The following is a 17,526-nucleotide window of genomic DNA, read 5'->3' on the forward strand; positions in this document are numbered from 1 at the left end:
GTTTAAAATGTCGGCTATTGCACAGGAGAAGCATCTTTAGCTACCCATGCTTGCAACCAACCACGACCAACATTTGCTTGACCGCCAACCTGTATCAGACCTTGAATAATGTCGAGTAACTGTTGATGATGTTGCTGGGTCAAAGAATTATTTTGCAGCGGATTATAGCCCCAAGAAAAATAAAAAACCGTATCTCTTGGAATACAGATATCTGTCCAAAAGACTTCAGCAGAACCTTCTCGGTTAGCACCATCATCAGAGTCTTGAATTTTGTTACGAATTTGCGTCCACAAGGAATGTTCCATCAATGTGTAAAAGTCACTGTCAGACAACACAACACGATTGTCTTGCCATGTTTGCTGAACAGCCTTACCTAGTCGTTCTGGAAACTTAGTCGCTAAGTTACAAATCTTTTTTTGGTCGTCATTCATTGATGAAACATTGATCTGCGCATCAGCAACAATAAATGTGCCACTTCTTGTTCCCACAGCATGGTTAGGGAAACTAGGATAGGTTGTTTGAGCACAAATAGCATGATCTCGGATTAAGGAATGACAACTAACCCATGTAAAAACATCTTGCTGACCATTGAGAGACATTGTGCGCATAGGAACCCAGAGAAGACGAGCATCACCAAACCATACTTGGTGAACACCCATTTGACCTTCTCCGCTTAACTCTTTGCCAAAAAGAGTATCGGCAGCACTAAAATCTAAAACTGCTAGCTCATTACGAATACTGCCTCGCAGAGATGAGCCGGGAATATAGGGAAAATCAGTATGAGCTTCTCGAACAATATCAAGAATATTACCGAGATCGCCCTCTCCACCGCAGTGAATGGGAGCGAGACTATAAAGATAACCGAGTCGAAAATCAAACATTTTTAGTGACGGTAAGGTTAGTAGTCAATCTAGTGGTGGCTCGGTGAGGAGCAGGGAAGGTATAAGAAAAAATTTAGGAACCAGAAGGTTGTGCTTGGCCTTTATTTCTTCAATTTTTACTTTCTGAGTAGTTCACCCAGAGAAGATGGGAATAACCAAGGTCTCGGTTCCTTTGGGTACGGGGATGATTAGGTGTTTGGGGTTGGTCTAGGTAATAGAGAGTTCCGGGGGGAGAGGCAAAAACTTGGGGGGCAGGAATACTACTTTTTTTGCCATCTTTATCGAGTTGAATGCGAGGGCTAATCGGAATGGCCTTTTCGGTGGCGAGGCTGACAAAGTGACCGCCATCGTTATGGCTGAGTTTCCATTCCCAGGGGTAGGGGCGACAGGTGGCTTGTCCTTTGTGGGGTCGCTCAAAAATGCCGGGGGTGATCAAGTAGGCGATCGCCTTTCCCTGTTTCTGTAAATTCTGCTCAGAAGTATTGTGTATGGTTTGCCATTGTTGATCGAGTTTAGGGGAATGTTCGAGAATGACTCGATGTCCTTCCCCGCCTAATCGAACTGTTAAAGGAGCAGTCAGGGATTGCAGGTGATTATGGGTAGCAGCATCGAGGGCGATCGCCAAACTCCAGCCCTTTTTCAAGCGAATGCCATTTTCCACGAAATAACCATCTGCATCCTTGACCTGACGCGTGCCAGATTCAATAGAATTATGGGGGCGACTCTCTACTTCCCAGGGTTGTTTTTCCCCCTCGATAGTTTCATCTCGTAACCAAGCATCATCGGTAATGTTTCCCGTTTTTAAATAAGTGTCGATGACAGTAGCAGGCAGCCAAGAACGATATTGTTTTTCTGTTTCCTTCTGTTCGTTTTCTGATGGAGGCGGCTCCAGAGTAGACAGGGGAGCGGGTTGGGATTTATCCCAGAGCATTTGAGTTTTTAGGGAACTCCTTTCCAAATGCCAACTGAGAGGATAGAGAGGTTTACTGCCCACAAAACCGAGGGGTCGGGGGAAATACAGCGTTTCCTTGTAACTGAATAAACTCCCGATCAGACTTAATTGTTGACCTTGGGGTAGGAGGCTACGGATTGCCCCGGCAAGGGTATGACCATTCGGTGGAAAAACGCTGCCAGCCCAGGCCCGTTCACCAGGGGTAAAGGGTTTAGCATCGCGGAGGAGCAGAATATCGAGGGGAGTGAGGGTGTACCAGTACATAGGATTAGGAGATTAGGAGGTAAGGAGATAGAGAAGTTAGGGGGATTGGGTGAGTTTATAGGTATAAGAATTTAGAAGTTTGCTGGCTTCTTCGAGTTGTTTTTTGAGATTAGTGGTATCTGCATAGTGAAGATCATGGGCAAGAATTAGGTAATAGCGACATTCTTCTAGCGAGGCTTGGGCGATATTAAAAAATCGAGCTTTGTCTGGTTTTGTTCGTCGTTTATATCCTTCAGCAATATTGGCGGGAATAGATACGGCTGCTCTTCTAAGTTGGGAGGTTAAACCATAATTTTCTTGTTTTGGGAATTGTTGACTTAATTGATAAACACCTAAAACAAACTGATGGAATTTTTGCCAAACCACTAAATCTTCAAAAGATTGACTTGCCATTACCTATCTCCTTATCTCCTCAAATTCTTATCTCCTCAAATTCTTCTATTCCGTAAATTAAATGCTGCCGCTTTGAGCCAGTTTTTGGCTTCTTTTTCCCTCTCTTTGGAGTTGGTTGTATTCCAGAGGCAAATTAGGAATTCGGTTAGGCGTGATCGTAAAAAAGTTTTTTGATCTTCATTCAGGTTGCTACGCCGCTCCACAAAAGCACTGACCCATGGGGCGATCGCCACTGAAGTCGGAATAGGATGCTGTTCTAAAAGGGTTGCCGCCGTTTCAAAGGTTGAAGCTTCCAGACCTGTGATTTCTAAGAGTTGTTGCCAAGCTCGGAAAGTCTCGAATTTACAGGTGGCTTTGAGGATATTGCCATTGCCATAGATCACCCGCAACTGCACCGCATCTTTCTTTTTCCTGCTCTCCTTACCTTCTAGGGTGAAATCTTCATACTCATGATCTTTGGCTCCTTCTTCTGCTTCCCAGAGATTTTCGAGGGCGATCGCCAAAGGGACAGAATGGTGGGCAATGACTAAACCAAAACTAATAGTTGCATTTTTACCCATCGTAAAGAGGGGGCGATCAAGGTTGTCGTGGTTGCCTTGATACTGCCAATAATCACCTGTACGCTCAAACTCTGCTTGATCATCCTCAGCTCCCCGAAAGGCTTGGCGGATATCCCAGAGCCATTTATCCCATTCCCACAGATTTGTATAAGCCAGGACATCATCACCGCCGCTGTAAATTAACCGTCCGGCATAGCGTTCTTCGGTGAGGTAGGGGGCAAGTTTATTGGAAAAGTCGAGGAGGGCACGGCTCAACGCATTGTGAGTTGCTGGCCCCATCCGTTTTGTGACCTGGCTAAACTTTTCAAATAATTGATAAAACGTCTTATCTTCTCCCTTCTTATCTTCTAATTTGTTCAATAATTCTGAAGCAAAATATTTCTCATAAGCCTCCATTTTGGTTCCCTTCAACCAATCACTCATCCCGTCGCCATCTCCAGCGGCGATCGCATACCAACTGGCGGGATTATTTTGGGGATAGAATTTCTGAATTTCGTTCTGTAGATCCTGACGATAAACTTTTTGAGCTTCCTTATCGAGGTTTTCTAACTCCTCTACGAGCCAGCCTGCATTTAATAGTCTTGGATGGGGCAAATTCTCAAATAACGGATCATGAGTCTCATCAATCCATGGAATGCCCCACTCTTGCCGGACAAAATTCGCGATTTCATGGTGGTCTGCCGTAATTTTTGTCCTAATCGCACGACAAGCATCTTGATATTGATTTAAAGCTTCTCCATTTTTCTCACTTTGGGTTTTGAGGTAACCCGCAACGCCGACGGTTAAATCAGGATAATAAGCCTTTAATTCGGTCGGATCTCGATCCAATAGTTTGGGTAAAACTTTTTCTAAACCGCGCTTAACAGTTTCAGTGGCGTTGAGTTGCTCGATCCCATCAAACAAGCCTGCATCCCGTTGCCAATAATGTTGCGCTTCCCCCTCAGTGAGCCAATCACGATGTTGGCCATTGCCTTGGGGATGGACGACGGGCCCCAAGCCAGAGATCGTAGAGCGGGTGCCAAAAGCGGTCGGAAGTTTCCAGTTACGGGCATTTTTAACGGTATTGAGAGCAAGGCGGGTCTGGCCAAAAATATCGGCCCACCATGATCCGGCATTTAAGCTGCCTGCATAATTACGATTGCGTTGTTCGATAAATTGCGCAGTTGCTTTCTCAAAAAAGTCCCGTTCAGCATCCGTGAAAAGGTTGCCATTGAAGGCATCATTTTGCGCCTTAATCCAATCTTCTAATTTTTGTTCTTTTTCTTTTGGTGCGGGAATACCAACACTCTTAAAGCTGCTATTTTTAGCACCGATCGCCACCGCACTCCAATAGGTTTGCCACTGGGCATCCAGCCAACCTTGCCAACTGGGATCACTCTCCTGGAGATCTCTTTGCCAACGGCGATCGCCTTGCAATTCTGCCAGGACTTCCTTCGCAATTTCGCGCCATGCATCAAGTAAAAAATTCTTTGCTGATTGCATTGCTGCAGCTACTTGGGCTTCCGGTAACACCAACATGATGACGTTGGGAAATCCGGCAGTGAGCAGTTGACGGTCATCGGGTGGCTGGATCCAGTCCCCAAATTCTGAATGTTTTTGCAATAGCCAATGATCAATTAGCGGTTGGCCATAAAGACTGGGATAGAGAAAACAATCTGCGCCGTATTTGTGAGCCAATCGCCAGCAGACTTTCGCAGAAAGATAATGCAAAATCCATGACCCCGCCCAAAAGTCCTTCATTTTACGACTGGCTTTAATTAGTTCTTGGACGGGACTAAAGGTAAACACCGCCAGATAAGGGTGAGATTTCGGGGTATTTTGAGCACCTTTTGGGATATCGTCTAACTCGGTATCGTATCCCGCTAAGGCTCCGGCTAAGGCAGCGGTCATACTGGCATGACTCCAGATCGAACCGTCGGGTAAGCGAGTTTCGGCGGGCATTAGAAAACTTGCTGCGCCAAATTTATCAGCGACAGCTTGGGGTAAACAACGCCATAGCCACCAGAAACAAGCCTGGGCAGCTTCAGGATCGTCACGAATTTCAGCGGGCATTTGGTCAATGAGATCGGCTTCGGTCTGTTCTAGGTAAGTTTTTCTGCTGCTCTGCCCAAGGATTTCAGCGTGGTTTTGGAGTCGGAGGGGCAATTTCTCCCCAGACAATAGGTGCGATAACTCTAGACCTTCTGCACCGTAGTCTACGGCTGTGCGGATGTAGTGGATAATGCCGCGATCGCTGGCGGAAGAAATGAGATCACATAAGCCGACATGATCTAACCATGTGCCACTAAGCTCAGATGCTTGTTTTTCCTCGCTCGATTTCGGAGAAGCCCAGCCTTCCATACAAGCAAGCTTTTCCCATAACCCTTCTTTGCCACGCCCCGGATTCCCATAGAGTGCTTTGAGGGCGGGATCATGAAGTAGACCCCAAATTTTTGCCTGCCAATATGCTTTACCTGCCACTCGTTTAAATCTCCTCGTATAGGTCTAGGGGGCGTTGTGGTGTGATTTTCGGAAAAAAATTTTGGAAAGTTTTAAAAAGACAATATTATTGTTTTAGCTAATTGTTATTTTAAAAACAAGTCATTTATTCATTATTAATTCTTAATATTGCGGGCATTGCAGGGGTCAAAGTGTTGATTTTCAATATATTCAAGCCCGTAATGAAGCTTTATTAAAAATATTGGCTTTTTGGTTACATAATTTGACCAAGCTTTACCAAAGGCTAGACGCGATACTGCTAAAAATCCCCTATATGGTTAACCGAACAGCTCCCAGGCGTCGGCTAAATTATCTTGATGGGCAGCCCATACTTCATCGGGTGTAGCCAGGCGATCGCCCCGGGCAGCATTGAGATCCGGGTCTTCTAAAAAGACATTATTTAGTTGATCAGCCAATTCTGGATAATCACTTTGGGGATAGATATGGGAGATGTCCTTTTGGCGCATAAAGGCTTCAATGGCATCGGGCCCTTGGGCTTTAACCACATCGGGGATCAAATAGTCATAGGCTAGTTCTGGATCGAGGCCATGGGCTGTAAACCTTTGATCAAGGTAGGTTTGTTCTTCTGGGGGGAGATCATCATAGTGCCAGGTCATTTTTTCAACATTCTCCAAGTTCTGAGGGCTAACCAGAGACCGGCTTCCCCAGTAAGGAAAATCCAGATGCTCTGGAAATATATGCCAGTGGCGATCGCCGCCGTTGTCCCACCCAGGGCAATGAGGCGACGGCGGCGAGCATCAGCTTGAAATACTTGCCACCGGTCATCCTCGATGGTGTTGAGGGTCGGTTTATGGGTTAGAGGATTACTATGTTCCATGTTTAGTACAGGCAATGGTGAGGGACTCGGTAGGGAATTGCGATTACACTGTCTTGGCGTTGACTACGCCATAGCTCGACCGGCAAGCTCATGCCAATGTCCGTGGGGATAATGCCTAAGGTTTGTTTTTCATTTACCCAGTCTGTATCGAAGCCACTCCCTGCCATTGAGAACAGGGGCTGATCAAAGTTCGGTAAGATCCCCAAATGGGCAACATAACCATCGGGAAATTGCACCCCAAAGCTTGCGCAGGGTCGGCCAGTATTGGGATGGGGCAAAATCATCAATAATCGCCGTAGGGCATCACCCCGATGTCGCCGCCGATGGTAAACGTAGGATTCGGGAGTATTCACCCATTCCAGATTTAATTCCCGCAGTTTTGCTTCGTCGGCCAAATTCAATTCGTTACTCACCAGGTTGCCCATACTGGCACCAATGGCAGACCCAACCATGTCGCCAATCTGAAGGCCATCCCCAAGTCCTAAACAGAGTCCTACAAGGGCTCCACCCCAACGCCAGAGGGATTGTTCCTGGGCCTTTTTCTCCTGGTAATTGTTGATAATGCGTTGAATCACTAACTCTTCATTGAGCGTTGGAAAATTCAGCTGATGGGTCAGCAAGCCCTGGGCCCGTGAAAAGACAGGGGGAGTGTCATAGAGGGTCGTTTCTGATAATACGCGGGCAACGGGTTCAATTTCGTACATAGTCGGTTGATACTCTCTCACCACAAAAGGGACAACAATTTAAAATTTGGGTATCCAAGCCGCCCAGGGGAGTCAGGCTGTCTCAGCAGTTTCCTTGCCAATCATGCTGTAGTCATAGCCATAGACATCGGTGTACCAAATGGGGCCACAGGCCATCCCGCCATAGGTAATTTCTAACAGCAATAGCTGATTGTCATAACCTGCTTGGTTGAGGTACTGCGGAAATTCTTTAAAGGGTTGGTCTGGCACCCCCAGGGAAGCAGTTCGTTCCTGGAAAGTAGGGGATTGATAAACATATTCACCCACGGAACCGACGTAAATCAGGGCCAAATGGTCACAGGGCGTCATGTTGTGGCTATCTGCTGTGATCGTAAAGGTGGCTTGGCCACAGATGGGACAGTGAACATTAGGGGGATCGATGCCAAAGGGTTGTTCCACGGCGGCATAACCGGGGAGATAGATGGGTTTTTTCTGGGTTTCAACCATGGGGACTGTTCTCTGGGGATTCTCTAGGGATATTTGATGTGGTCGGCGGCAAGGGCAACTGGAATGCTGACGAATTGCTGACTGTGTCTTTATCCTAGGGAAAGGCTCCGGGGAAAACTATCAAAAGCCAATATCTAATGCAAAACCCCAAAACTCTAGCTAATCAGCAATAAAGCCGAATTCTGGGGTAAGTAAAATTATTTTCTTTTTGTTGATTTATGGTGCAAAACAATCTAAGGGGCGATCGCCTATCCACTAACTTGGATCTAACGTATGTCGCGGCGGCGGCTTAGAGGTCATTTATGAAGTTAATAAATCCCTAGAGCGGCCCCCTAAATCTCCTCACTAAAGCTCCGGCAAATTGGGGGACTTTGACCCACGAATTTGCCTAAAAATCTCCCCCAAACTGGGGGCCGGGGGGCTTTATCAACAGGCTCTTAGTAATGATAGCGAGCTTGCAGAAAGTAAATTTTGTTCTGCTTGATTTGGTAAACGAGGCGATGTTCTAAATCGATGCGCCGTGACCAGGTATCGGGAGCGATATATTTCAGCGGTTCTGGTTTGCCGAGACCCACAAAGGGATCGTCATTGAGGATATCCATCACCAAGTCTAAGATTTTATCTCCTTTTTTGCGGTCTTGGCGGTACCACCAGGCGAGATCATCTTTAAATTCTGGGCTGAAAACTGGTTGAAATAAGCGTTTTTCTACTTTTTTTATCGCGTCTTTAGGTTTCTTTTTCCTAGGACTCAATGCCTAACTCTCCTTTGAGTTCTGTGAGGCTTTGGGGTTCGCCTTGATCCTCTGCGGCCCATTCCATTGCATTAAAAAGCCGTTGGGCATTGGCGGGCGATCGCAATAAATAAACGGATTCGAGGAGGCTAGACAGTTCCTCCTCGGCAATGAGCGCGATATTTTTTTGATTTCGTCGCTTGATCACCATGATTTGGGATTGGTCATGGACTTGATCGAGGATGCTAGCCAGGTTAGCGCGGGCTTGGGAATAGGTGGTTTCGTGAATCAGCATTAGGACGCCAAAAAAAAAGAATTGTACAGATTTATTGTACAGCTTCTTTCTAAGCTGATGCAGTCATGACAATTCTGATTTGGTGCTCTGCACATAACACAAAATTTGATCTTTCAATCTATTAGCTTCTCAAGTAAAGAGAAACACCCCTCCCACCAGGGCGAGATTGGATTGTTCACCATGTTTCCAATCTATTTGCTTCTCAGGTAAAGAGAAACTTGAAGCAACCAAGTAAGACCTAATCTGATTCCCGCTTCCTGTTTCCAATCTATTTGCTTCTCAGGTAAAGAGAAACTGTTGGCATTCGCTGCTACCGTCAATGTGACGTAAAAGCGGTTTCCAATCTATTTGCTTCTCAGGTAAAGAGAAACCTCCTGGGTGTCGCTGATCGAGAACCGGAACCTCCTGGTTTCCAATCTATTTGCTTCTCAGGTAAAGAGAAACAATTTTAACCATGTTTAACTTCAAAAATCTCTTTTCGTTTCCAATCTATTTGCTTCTCAGGTAAAGAGAAACAAACCTAGATTAGTCCGTCAATCTGTCGGTGCAGCGTTTCCAATCTATTTGCTTCTCAGGTAAAGAGAAACCACTTTACATGGTCCGCCGTGACATTTTTCATCTTTGGGTTTCCAATCTATTTGCTTCTCAGGTAAAGAGAAACATGACCGTTTACAAACCAATTGAACTTGGAGGTTCAAAGTTTCCAATCTATTTGCTTCTCAGGTAAAGAGAAACCTTCAATAACGAAGTTGATGAGATCATCATTGAGGGGTTTCCAATCTATTTGCTTCTCAGGTAAAGAGAAACATCGACATTGCTATATTTCCCGCCTACTGACTGGGATGGTGTTTCCAATCTATTTGCTTCTCAGGTAAAGAGAAACAGAAAAAGAAATGGAAATGGAGAAAGGGCTGCAAGGGCGTAGTTTCCAATCTATTTGCTTCTCAGGTAAAGAGAAACGTAACACACTACAAACAAACAAGGAATTAAAACAATGTTTCCAATCTATTTGCTTCTCAGGTAAAGAGAAACAACCATGAGGATGTGAACTCTGCCCATTTCGACCACCACGTTTCCAATCTATTTGCTTCTCAGGTAAAGAGAAACCTTTTGGAGTCGCTGCGGAACTTTACCAGACATTAGGTTTCCAATCTATTTGCTTCTCAGGTAAAGAGAAACATTTAGAAAGTGATCAAATGTTCCAAATGCTGCTCATCAAAGTTTCCAATCTATTTGCTTCTCAGGTAAAGAGAAACATTAGCGTCAAGACAGTTGGAGTTTATGTTGTCGTTAGCGTTTCCAATCTATTTGCTTCTCAGGTAAAGAGAAACTGATTATCGCTGCTATTTACGACGGCAAGCGTACCGAGTTTCCAATCTATTTGCTTCTCAGGTAAAGAGAAACAGAGGGGTTAACCTTTAAGACTATCATTGTCAACAGCGTTTCCAATCTATTTGCTTCTCAGGTAAAGAGAAACTCTGGTCATAAAATCTCTCTCTATGGGGAGAATCAGGTTTCCAATCTATTTGCTTCTCAGGTAAAGAGAAACTTGGAGGGCTTATTAATTAACCGTCTCGAAGAGGTACATCAGTTTCCAATCTATTTGCTTCTCAGGTAAAGAGAAACAAGGTTCACAAGGCTTCATTCCACAAACACTTGTGGAGTTTCCAATCTATTTGCTTCTCAGGTAAAGAGAAACCACGAAGCTGCTGCTCCTGACGGACAAGGTCAAGGAGGGTTTCCAATCTATTTGCTTCTCAGGTAAAGAGAAACGAGGTGTCTTATGAAGCCAGTTGGAAAGAAGAAGAGAGCGAGTTTCCAATCTATTTGCTTCTCAGGTAAAGAGAAACAGATGATGGAGGACATCATGACTAAAGCGGCTGAACAGTTTCCAATCTATTTGCTTCTCAGGTAAAGAGAAACAGAAGCAGGGTCGTACCATCCGCTCCGAAGCGGCAAAAGCGTTTCCAATCTATTTGCTTCTCAGGTAAAGAGAAACTCAAACCAGAGGGGATGTTTGATGTCACGGTGCAATTTGTTTCCAATCTATTTGCTTCTCAGGTAAAGAGAAACGTGACCGGAGTATATGTACCCTCCCTTCTCTTCAGTTTCCAATCTATTTGCTTCTCAGGTAAAGAGAAACCTGATGCTTTCCTGCAGTTACTGCTGGTCTTACGCACTGTTTCCAATCTATTTGCTTCTCAGGTAAAGAGAAACGTCGAACTGATCCAACTTCTTCAGCACAATAGAGTGGTTTCCAATCTATTTGCTTCTCAGGTAAAGAGAAACCCTCTTTCTGTAGCTTCACTAACAAACTGGGTTGAACACCAGTTTCCAATCTATTTGCTTCTCAGGTAAAGAGAAACTCGCTATGACTGGGCCATGGGAATGCTCAATATTGCCATGGACACCCTGGTTTCCAATCTATTTGCTTCTCAGGTAAAGAGAAACGCAAGACACCTTGGAGTGCTGGAAGTGGTTGCGTAACAGTTTCCAATCTATTTGCTTCTCAGGTAAAGAGAAACTAATCGACCTTTAAAGATGTCATACAGCTTAGACCAGTTTCCAATCTATTTGCTTCTCAGGTAAAGAGAAACTTTGGAGGGGAAACCTCGAGTACGGGATCTCTTCCAATGTTTCCAATCTATTTGCTTCTCAGGTAAAGAGAAACTGTAAACAAGATTAGCGGTACTCCTACAAAAAGGGCTGTGTTTCCAATCTATTTGCTTCTCAGGTAAAGAGAAACCGTCAACGCCAAAGCTCGCAAGCAATGGCGCAAGGGCGTTTCCAATCTATTTGCTTCTCAGGTAAAGAGAAACCAACTTGCCAGATTGAGATTTGAGAGCCTGTGCTTCCTCCAGGTTTCCAATCTATTTGCTTCTCAGGTAAAGAGAAACGCCTTCACAATATAGGGCGACTTGCCGAAGAAGAGTATGGTTTCCAATCTATTTGCTTCTCAGGTAAAGAGAAACGAAGGACTTTGACAAAACCCTTCGTACTGATGAAGGGTTGTTTCCAATCTATTTGCTTCTCAGGTAAAGAGAAACTCAAGGAGTTAGCCGTTTCCCGGAAACGGGTGCAGGATGCTATGGTTTCCAATCTATTTGCTTCTCAGGTAAAGAGAAACATGAGATCTTTAAGCGATAATTGAAGAAGGCTGTGTCAGCGTTTCCAATCTATTTGCTTCTCAGGTAAAGAGAAACGAGATGTTAGAAGCAGCAACCGAGGACATGGAGTCTGGTTTCCAATCTATTTGCTTCTCAGGTAAAGAGAAACTCGGTGAGTGTAGCGTTCAAAAGATTCAGTGTGGGGATGTTTCCAATCTATTTGCTTCTCAGGTAAAGAGAAACGGCCGCTAAGAACGCATCTGAGCTTAAAACCTTGGAAAAGTTTCCAATCTATTTGCTTCTCAGGTAAAGAGAAACAAGTTGCGCGACAACCCCAACGTCATTGCCTATATCGTTTCCAATCTATTTGCTTCTCAGGTAAAGAGAAACGCCTGGGTATTTTGTCATGACTGTTTACCAAGATGCAATGTTTCCAATCTATTTGCTTCTCAGGTAAAGAGAAACCTAAGCTGCTTGCTCTGGCAACCAAGTGGGCTAAGTCCCACAAGTTTCCAATCTATTTGCTTCTCAGGTAAAGAGAAACGGGGGAATCAGGTTATTTACGACGGCGTTTCTTCATGGTGTTTCCAATCTATTTGCTTCTCAGGTAAAGAGAAACTTGTCTACGATGACCCGGAAGACCCTATCGAGGAGGATGGTTTCCAATCTATTTGCTTCTCAGGTAAAGAGAAACTTGTTTATAGTGGGTTTAATAATATGTTCGGTTTTAGTTTCCAATCTATTTGCTTCTCAGGTAAAGAGAAACCCCTTTTTTTAGGAGCATCGCTAATTTGTATACTTTAAGTTTCCAATCTATTTGCTTCTCAGGTAAAGAGAAACACCTCATGGAACAGACTGAGGATATGGAGTCCGTCAGGTTTCCAATCTATTTGCTTCTCAGGTAAAGAGAAACGCTGGTCTTTCAAAAGCTTGTTCGGAGAGAACTCCAGCAAGCATTTGCGACCGATAGCAAAATCTTACCAGACTCTAAGGAAAAAACCCAATCAAAAATCCCTGAAAACCTTTCTAGACAAGCAGTCGAGCAATAGAACACAGTTGGTACCCTTTCAGCCATTTCCCACATTGGTCGCTAAATAATCGTTGAAGAAGGCGGACAAGTTAGAGGAGGAGATCCCCAAACTTCTACCTGAGACAAAGTATGACCGGAAACCGGATAAAACCGTAAACTGTCCCCCTTATCCTCCTTGTAGTGACGCAAAAGCCGCTTTTTCAACTCCTTGTACTTTTTGGGAGAGAGATGACATTCAAAAACAGAATATTGCACCCGCACCCCGTAGCCCTCCAGCAGATCCGCGATCTTTTTGCGCCGTTTGTTATCACAAATGTCATAGGCCACCAGATAAAACATCAACGAATTTCGTAGGGTGCATAGCCCAACACCGGACGATAAACAAAATTTTGGAACGCACGGACTTGTCGCGTCAACAGATGCCAGCGCGGTTCCTGACGATCCTCGATGGAAATAGTCGTTTCCATCTGCTGCACAAAAGCCGACAGATAAACCTTGCGTCCCCCTTGATTTAGAAAACAGCCCCCATCCCGATAGATAAAATGATCTGGCTTGATGATGTTTTTATTCACGAGATACAAAACCAAACTATCCACAATAGGGGCGCGAAACTCTTCGATTAGATCCGAAACTAAAGCCCCGTGACGCTCTGAACCCTGGTGCAAACAACCCTGATAGGGATCAAGACCCCGAATTTCGATCAGACTAAACAGATGGTTCCACAACACCTGATAACCAAAACTGAGCAGCGCATTTACCGGATTCAACGGTGGCCGTCGCGATCGCCCCATAAAAGGAAACTGATCATTGCGTAGACAATAACTCAGGCCATTAAAATAACTGGCGGCGGCGGCCCCTTCTAGCCCCATAATTCGTTCCACAGAATCAGCGACGGAAATCTGTTGACGCAGATACCCCAAACTTTCGATGGCAAAGGCGACCGGTTCTAGGGGCCGTTTACGCTGCTGCCGCTGGAGGAGCACCCGACTATTCTGAAGCTTCGCCCCGGCGATCGCCCGGGCCACCGTTAACTTATCCACTGTCGATAACGCTTGCTGATACCGAGATAAATGGCGATAACCCCGCTCCAGAGCCATAATGCGCCCATAACAAAAACCCATCCGCGAGAGAAAAATAATCGGAATATCCCGCCAAAGACAAGCCCGAATCGCCTGGGTGGAGAGTTGTGACTGCCCAAAAATGAGCACCTGCTCCAGGTGGGGCAACTGTATTTCCGTGAGACAAGCCTGCTGACGCCAAACCCCTAAATATTCCTGTCGTAACCGCAGATAACAACCCTGCTCCGACACATAGAGGGTTCTCATCGGTCTTGGCGATCGCCGTAGGGATAAATATCCTTTTGGCGGGAAGTTTGGGTCAGATCACCGCGACGAGTGGCCCCCAAAGATTGCGGTGGTGTCGCGCCCCCCAATAGCCAAGCACTGACAAGATCCATCGCACTACAAACAAAAAATGTCGAAAGTCCCACGAGGATCGTATTCATGATCACTGCCGCTAAACCCAGAGGCGCAATCAAAAGGATCACCAGGGTAATGGCACCATTAATGAGGGCCGCCGCCAAATTCCGAACAACAATACCGCGTGAAGAAAGATACATCGCTTCAAACTCCAAACTAAGAGCTGATTGGTCAAGCCCCCCGGCCCCTAGACTGGGGGAGATTTTCGGTCATCAAAGCCCCCCATTTTCCGGAGGTTTAGTAAGGAGATTGAGGGGGCAAATTAAGAAAATCATTTGCTTTATAAATGGCCTCTTACTACAGACAAACCCTATTGAATCAAATGTCACCAAGCATAATCACGAAAAAGACAATATCGTTGAACAGAACTTTTTACTTGATTAAAAATCAATAGAAGCAATGCTGCAATAGTTTCTTTTGGTAGACAATAAAAGAGATAGTGGGTTAGCCCTGGGTCAAGATCATGCCAAAAGTGTCCACAACCCATCCTTACTCTGACCAAAAAAGTTTCGAGCGCCTACTCGTTTTAATCACGGCCTTAGTCCGTTTTCCGGGGGTGGGGTGTCCGGATGTTGATGGCATGGGTCATCGGGCAGGGCACCACAATGCCTTAGCTGCTGTGCAAGAAAAATGGCAGGCGATCGCCCGCGAATTAAACATTGACTTTAAACCAAATTATCCTTCCCTAGCGACTATCCGTAAGGACTTTAGCTTTTTACGCACCTATGGCATTCTCGAAAATCGGATGTATCGCTGGGGCTACTACCTAGGGACGGGGGTCTTTAGCGCTGCGGATCTGCAACTGGCTCTCAATGGTATGGCGGCGATCGCCCACGATTTGGGAGATTTTCGCTACCGTCAAGCCTTAGAAAAGATCCAACGTTATCTGCGGGGCTTTGATTTTAAAGACCTAGACCCCACCTACCCCATCCGCCAAAACCGCAATCATCCCGTTAATCAGACCGACCCAGAACTGATGATGGCCCAGGGTGAATATCGACACACGCTCTTTCATCATCTACCAGACCTTGAAGCCGCAATCTGGAAAGGACAAAAAATTGAAATTAGTCGCCATAGCTCCCCCTACACAGAAAAATATCTGGGATTACAGCAGGTCTGGCCCCTGCAACTGATTTTTTATCATGTCGCTTGGTATCTCCTCTACGAAGACTGTCAAACCGGATGTCTGGTGGTTGGTCGCCTCAATCGGTTTGCGGAACATTTCAGAATTATTGATCCCCAGGGGCGGGGCTTAGACAAACAGCGGGAACGATTGGCGATCGCCCATCAACTCCTAGAACAGGGATGGGGTCTCCGATTAGGGACAGCAGAAGAGCAACAGGCTGAACTGCGAGGCACCACTGAGTTGATTCCCATTAAAGTACGCTTTTTTGATGGCGCTGCCATGATCGCCCTCGAAGCAGAACAGCGACACCCCAGCCAACAGATCCGCAAAGGCCCAAAAGCATCTAGGGGTTATCAACCTAAATATATTGACTACTCAGTGACATTACCCCGGCGATCGCTGCCTGAATTCATGCGTTGGTTGATGAGATACGGTGAGAATGCCCAAATCTTAGCACCTGATTTTTTAATCAAACAACACCAGCAAATCGCCCAGCAGCTCCTCCAACGCTATACTTCCTAGCCATTGGCTCTGCTTTGTCAGGAGTTTTGTATAGTTTTATTAAATTACTGCCGCTTCAATGCCTTGAACCAAATGCTGCCAGAATACGCGGCTTTTCGTCACAGTCAAGCGGCAACGCTAGGTTAGCTGATATAGATCTCCCCTAAGGGGCTTTCCCTTTCCTGGAGAAGATCCTGTAGAATTAGAGAAATTTAAAAAAGATGAGGGTCAGCGGAAAAGCCCAAAAGCTAGAATTCCACCAACCCACCAAAGAACTTTTTTGCAGGGGTTCTTGATGGGTATATTCTAGCAGCTTTTTTGCTGATTCTCCAACCCCCCCATCTGGAGAATAAAAAAAATGACTGCTTTTGCCATGATTACCGCCGATAGTGACTACCTCCTCAACCAAGTCAGTCGCTGCGCCGCCACCCTCTACAACTGGCTTCTACGCAAACGCCCCGCCGGTACAACCTTTGAAGCAGACCTCGATATTTTCCGTCACTGGACAGGTACCTTCCGCAGTCAACCCTATTGCTTTAAGTGGATCCGCCAGGCCATTACCGAACTCGCAGACATTGGTCTCGTCGATATTCAGCGCCAGTACAACAGCAAAATCTACAAACTCGCCGCCTATCGTCCCGGGAATAAAACTTCCCAAACCGAGAACAAAACTTCCCAGTTTGGGAATAAAACTTCCCAAAAACGCGCCTCAAACCCTGATGCTGCCGTACCTTCTTATATAGATACTAAAGATTCAACAGATCAAGCCTGTTCTGCTGTTCAATTAAAATTTTCTTTTTTGGATTCTCAAGTGACTGAGGTACTGGAACAGGAAAATCAATCTAGCCAAGGAGAAAATGTTAAAAACCATAAAGCTGAAAATGCAGTCACTGGTGAAACTCACAAATTAGACCAAGAGAAAAAAAAAGCGGCGGGCCAAAGTGTAGAATTAACAAGAAAGATTGATGGGGATGATAGTGGGCTGGTGGCTGAGAAACCGCTGGTTATCGGGCCTAGGGAGCAAGAAGGGCGTCAATCAACTTCTAATTCTGGGGAAAGGGTTGAGTTTTCAACGGAATCAACGGAATTGAGGCAAAAAGAGAAAGAAAAAGATAAGCGATCGCCGGTTCGGGAAGTTGGGAACGATACAACTGAGGCCATTGAAGAAAAACAGCAAACGGAAAAAGCGGAGCAAGTGGATGTTGTGGTGAATTCCCAAGCCAAGGCTCATTTGGAACGGCTTGATGAGCTAGGGATTGTGCTGAATCCTGCTCTGGTGCGGTTAGTGAAGACAACGGCAGCAGAAATCATCGAAGGGGCGATCGCCGCCTATCAGCGGTATCGGCGTGACCACTATGTGAAAAATCCAGCGGGCTTTTTTGTCTATGCGGTGAGAAATGCGGTGGCGAATAATCACACCAGTGAAAAGGCCAACTTCTTCTATTGGTTTGAGGCGATGAAGAAATTGGGGCGTTTGGGCTATTACGAAGAGGTGGATGGGGATTATCTGGTGCGGGATGGTATTCATCTGGTGTCCTGGCAGGTACTAGTGGAACGGGGCTGGACCTGTGAGTATTTGCAGAAACGACTACGGGGCTAACCCTTTTAACATCAGGTGATTTGGCTTTAGAACTCGCTTTGAAGACAGATCTAGATTTTCAGCTGAAAATTGATGTACGGAAAAAAATTAAAGTGCCCTTTG

The 17,526-nt window shown here is 45.6% G+C and carries 15 protein-coding genes and 1 CRISPR repeat array; of the genes, 2 read left to right on the forward strand and 13 right to left on the reverse strand.

What is annotated here, in order from left to right:
* Positions 1–14: 14 nt before the first annotated feature.
* The 13 genes from cmr4 to csx18 all read right to left on the reverse strand — a co-directional run bounded on the left by cmr4 (position 15) and on the right by csx18 (position 14,337).
* Positions 15–881, reverse strand: coding sequence for a type III-B CRISPR module RAMP protein Cmr4 (gene cmr4, locus AWQ21_RS15205; RefSeq protein WP_065715539.1), 867 nt, complete (start codon positions 879–881; stop codon positions 15–17).
* A 109-nt stretch (positions 882–990) separates the two neighbouring features.
* Positions 991–2,097, reverse strand: coding sequence for a type III-B CRISPR module-associated Cmr3 family protein (locus AWQ21_RS15210; RefSeq protein WP_065715540.1), 1,107 nt, complete (start codon positions 2,095–2,097; stop codon positions 991–993).
* A 36-nt stretch (positions 2,098–2,133) separates the two neighbouring features.
* Entirely contained in the window at positions 2,134–2,490 is a 357-nt protein-coding gene (locus tag AWQ21_RS15215; protein ID WP_065715541.1) for a four helix bundle protein, read from the reverse strand.
* A gap of 35 nt (positions 2,491–2,525) precedes the next feature.
* The gene (gene cas10, locus AWQ21_RS15220) at positions 2,526–5,510 is read right to left on the reverse strand and encodes a type III-B CRISPR-associated protein Cas10/Cmr2 (RefSeq protein ID WP_065715542.1); all 2,985 of its coding nucleotides are present in this window, start codon (positions 5,508–5,510) and stop codon (positions 2,526–2,528) included.
* 296 nt (positions 5,511–5,806) lie between these two features.
* On the reverse strand, positions 5,807–6,145 hold the full coding sequence (locus AWQ21_RS15225) for a hypothetical protein (protein ID WP_065715543.1): 339 nt from the start codon (positions 6,143–6,145) through the stop codon (positions 5,807–5,809).
* Positions 6,142–6,366: a hypothetical protein gene (locus AWQ21_RS15230; protein ID WP_065715544.1), complete on the reverse strand. Its 225-nt coding sequence runs from the start codon at positions 6,364–6,366 to the stop codon at positions 6,142–6,144. The genes AWQ21_RS15225 and AWQ21_RS15230 overlap by 4 nt, the downstream gene beginning before the upstream one ends.
* A gap of 2 nt (positions 6,367–6,368) precedes the next feature.
* Complete coding sequence (locus AWQ21_RS15235; RefSeq protein ID WP_065715545.1) at positions 6,369–7,070, reverse strand: hypothetical protein; 702 nt, start codon at positions 7,068–7,070, stop codon at positions 6,369–6,371.
* A 72-nt stretch (positions 7,071–7,142) separates the two neighbouring features.
* Positions 7,143–7,556, reverse strand: coding sequence for a hypothetical protein (locus tag AWQ21_RS15240; RefSeq protein WP_065715546.1), 414 nt, complete (start codon positions 7,554–7,556; stop codon positions 7,143–7,145).
* A gap of 437 nt (positions 7,557–7,993) precedes the next feature.
* Positions 7,994–8,308: a Txe/YoeB family addiction module toxin gene (locus AWQ21_RS15245; protein WP_065715547.1), complete on the reverse strand. Its 315-nt coding sequence runs from the start codon at positions 8,306–8,308 to the stop codon at positions 7,994–7,996.
* Positions 8,298–8,582 (reverse strand): type II toxin-antitoxin system Phd/YefM family antitoxin, encoded by a 285-nt coding sequence (locus AWQ21_RS15250; protein WP_065715548.1) that lies wholly within the window; start codon positions 8,580–8,582, stop codon positions 8,298–8,300. Before AWQ21_RS15250 ends, AWQ21_RS15245 begins: the two co-directional genes overlap by 11 nt.
* A 109-nt stretch (positions 8,583–8,691) precedes the next feature.
* A CRISPR array of direct repeats spans positions 8,692–12,602; the repeat unit is 36 nt; unit sequence GTTTCCAATCTATTTGCTTCTCAGGTAAAGAGAAAC.
* 177 nt (positions 12,603–12,779) lie between these two features.
* The gene (gene cas2 / locus AWQ21_RS15255) at positions 12,780–13,061 is read right to left on the reverse strand and encodes a CRISPR-associated endonuclease Cas2 (protein WP_065715549.1); all 282 of its coding nucleotides are present in this window, start codon (positions 13,059–13,061) and stop codon (positions 12,780–12,782) included.
* Positions 13,058–14,044: a CRISPR-associated endonuclease Cas1 gene (gene cas1, locus AWQ21_RS15260; protein WP_065715550.1), complete on the reverse strand. Its 987-nt coding sequence runs from the start codon at positions 14,042–14,044 to the stop codon at positions 13,058–13,060. Before cas1 ends, cas2 begins: the two co-directional genes overlap by 4 nt.
* Positions 14,041–14,337: a CRISPR-associated protein Csx18 gene (gene csx18 / locus AWQ21_RS15265; protein WP_065715551.1), complete on the reverse strand. Its 297-nt coding sequence runs from the start codon at positions 14,335–14,337 to the stop codon at positions 14,041–14,043. The genes cas1 and csx18 overlap by 4 nt, the downstream gene beginning before the upstream one ends.
* A 323-nt stretch (positions 14,338–14,660) precedes the next feature.
* On the opposite strand from csx18, the gene AWQ21_RS15270 reads away from it, so the two are divergent.
* Together AWQ21_RS15270 and AWQ21_RS15280 are read left to right on the forward strand one after the other, a co-directional pair.
* Positions 14,661–15,845 (forward strand): YafY family protein, encoded by a 1,185-nt coding sequence (locus AWQ21_RS15270; RefSeq protein ID WP_065715552.1) that lies wholly within the window; start codon positions 14,661–14,663, stop codon positions 15,843–15,845.
* 337 nt (positions 15,846–16,182) lie between these two features.
* The gene (locus AWQ21_RS15280; protein ID WP_083998095.1) at positions 16,183–17,424 is read left to right on the forward strand and encodes a hypothetical protein; all 1,242 of its coding nucleotides are present in this window, start codon (positions 16,183–16,185) and stop codon (positions 17,422–17,424) included.
* Positions 17,425–17,526: the final 102 nt, after the last annotated feature.

Origin of the sequence: Picosynechococcus sp. PCC 7003, from assembly GCF_001693255.1 — a bacterium.
Lineage (GTDB): Bacteria > Cyanobacteriota > Cyanobacteriia > Cyanobacteriales > MRBY01 > MRBY01.

Coding starts and splice junctions, on each gene's coding strand:
- cmr4 (WP_065715539.1), bottom strand. CDS start 881: ATGTTTGATTTTCGACTCGGTTATCTTTATAGTCTCGCTCCCATTCAC.
- AWQ21_RS15210 (WP_065715540.1), bottom strand. CDS start 2,097: ATGTACTGGTACACCCTCACTCCCCTCGATATTCTGCTCCTCCGCGAT.
- AWQ21_RS15215 (WP_065715541.1), bottom strand. CDS start 2,490: ATGGCAAGTCAATCTTTTGAAGATTTAGTGGTTTGGCAAAAATTCCAT.
- AWQ21_RS15225 (WP_065715543.1), bottom strand. CDS start 6,145: ATGACCTGGCACTATGATGATCTCCCCCCAGAAGAACAAACCTACCTT.
- AWQ21_RS15230 (WP_065715544.1), bottom strand. CDS start 6,366: ATGGAACATAGTAATCCTCTAACCCATAAACCGACCCTCAACACCATC.
- AWQ21_RS15235 (WP_065715545.1), bottom strand. CDS start 7,070: ATGTACGAAATTGAACCCGTTGCCCGCGTATTATCAGAAACGACCCTC.
- AWQ21_RS15240 (WP_065715546.1), bottom strand. CDS start 7,556: ATGGTTGAAACCCAGAAAAAACCCATCTATCTCCCCGGTTATGCCGCC.
- AWQ21_RS15250 (WP_065715548.1), bottom strand. CDS start 8,582: ATGCTGATTCACGAAACCACCTATTCCCAAGCCCGCGCTAACCTGGCT.
- cas1 (WP_065715550.1), bottom strand. CDS start 14,044: ATGAGAACCCTCTATGTGTCGGAGCAGGGTTGTTATCTGCGGTTACGA.
- csx18 (WP_065715551.1), bottom strand. CDS start 14,337: ATGTATCTTTCTTCACGCGGTATTGTTGTTCGGAATTTGGCGGCGGCC.
- AWQ21_RS15270 (WP_065715552.1), top strand. CDS start 14,661: ATGCCAAAAGTGTCCACAACCCATCCTTACTCTGACCAAAAAAGTTTC.
- AWQ21_RS15280 (WP_083998095.1), top strand. CDS start 16,183: ATGACTGCTTTTGCCATGATTACCGCCGATAGTGACTACCTCCTCAAC.